Genomic DNA, 895 nt, shown 5'->3' on the forward strand with positions numbered 1-895 from the left:
GACTACCAGCCGGGGCGCGGCCAGGAACATCCGAAGAAGTTTCTCGGCGACTACAGCGGCATGCTGATGAGCGACGGCTACAGCGCCTGGCGCACGCTCAAAAAGGCCACGCACTTCGGATGCGTCGCGCACGCCCGGAGGCTGTTCGTCAAGGCGGACAAGGCGGCCGAGAAAAAAACGGACTCCGGCAAACAGAAGATACCTAACGCTCGTGTGGCGAAAGCGCTCGAATACTTCCAGGCCCTGTACCGTGTCGAGGCGCTCGCCAAGGGCGAACTGCCTGATGGCCGGACGCGCGCTGATTACACATATGGCTTGCGGCAAAAGCATAGCGTGCCGGTGCTCGAGGCCTTCAAGGCGTGGCTCGACGAACTGGCGCTCAAGGTACTGCCCCAGAGTCTGCTCGGCAAGGCAATCGCCTATACACGCAACCAGTGGCAATATCTGAGCCGCTACGTCACCGATGGTTGCGCTCCCATCGATAATAATGTTTGCGAACGTGACATCAGACCGTTTGCCACTTCGAGAAAGTCATGGCTGTTTAGCGACACAGTTGATGGCGCAAAAGCGAGCGCCACGGTGTACAGCCTGATGTTGACGTGCAGAGCCTGCGGCGTCGAGCCATACGACTACCTGCTACACATACTCACCGAGTTGCCGCAGCGTGCGCCGGACGCAGATGTAACCGATCTTCTGCCGTTCAATTACGCCCGGCAACAAAAGGAAAAGGAAGAGACCGGCTGACGAACTGAATGCGCGTCGGCGTGCTGGCCCACGCGCAGGCTCATCACCTCGACGCGAATATCGCCGGTTGACCCCGACCATCGCGGTACGGCTGCGCTTGCCCGTCTGTCGCAAACGATTCTTTATTCGGTGTGCTGAAATCACCGCTTAC

At 59.2% G+C, this 895-nt stretch carries 1 protein-coding gene; it reads left to right on the forward strand.

The features are described 5' to 3' along the window. Nucleotides 1-744, forward strand: a 744-nt coding sequence (locus M3I54_RS44385; protein ID WP_254346736.1) for an IS66 family transposase, incomplete at its 5' end; no start/stop codon positions are given. Nucleotides 745-895: the final 151 nt, after the last annotated feature.

It is taken from the genome of Paraburkholderia sp. CNPSo 3274, assembly GCF_024206475.1.
Taxonomy (GTDB): Bacteria; Pseudomonadota; Gammaproteobacteria; order Burkholderiales; family Burkholderiaceae; genus Paraburkholderia.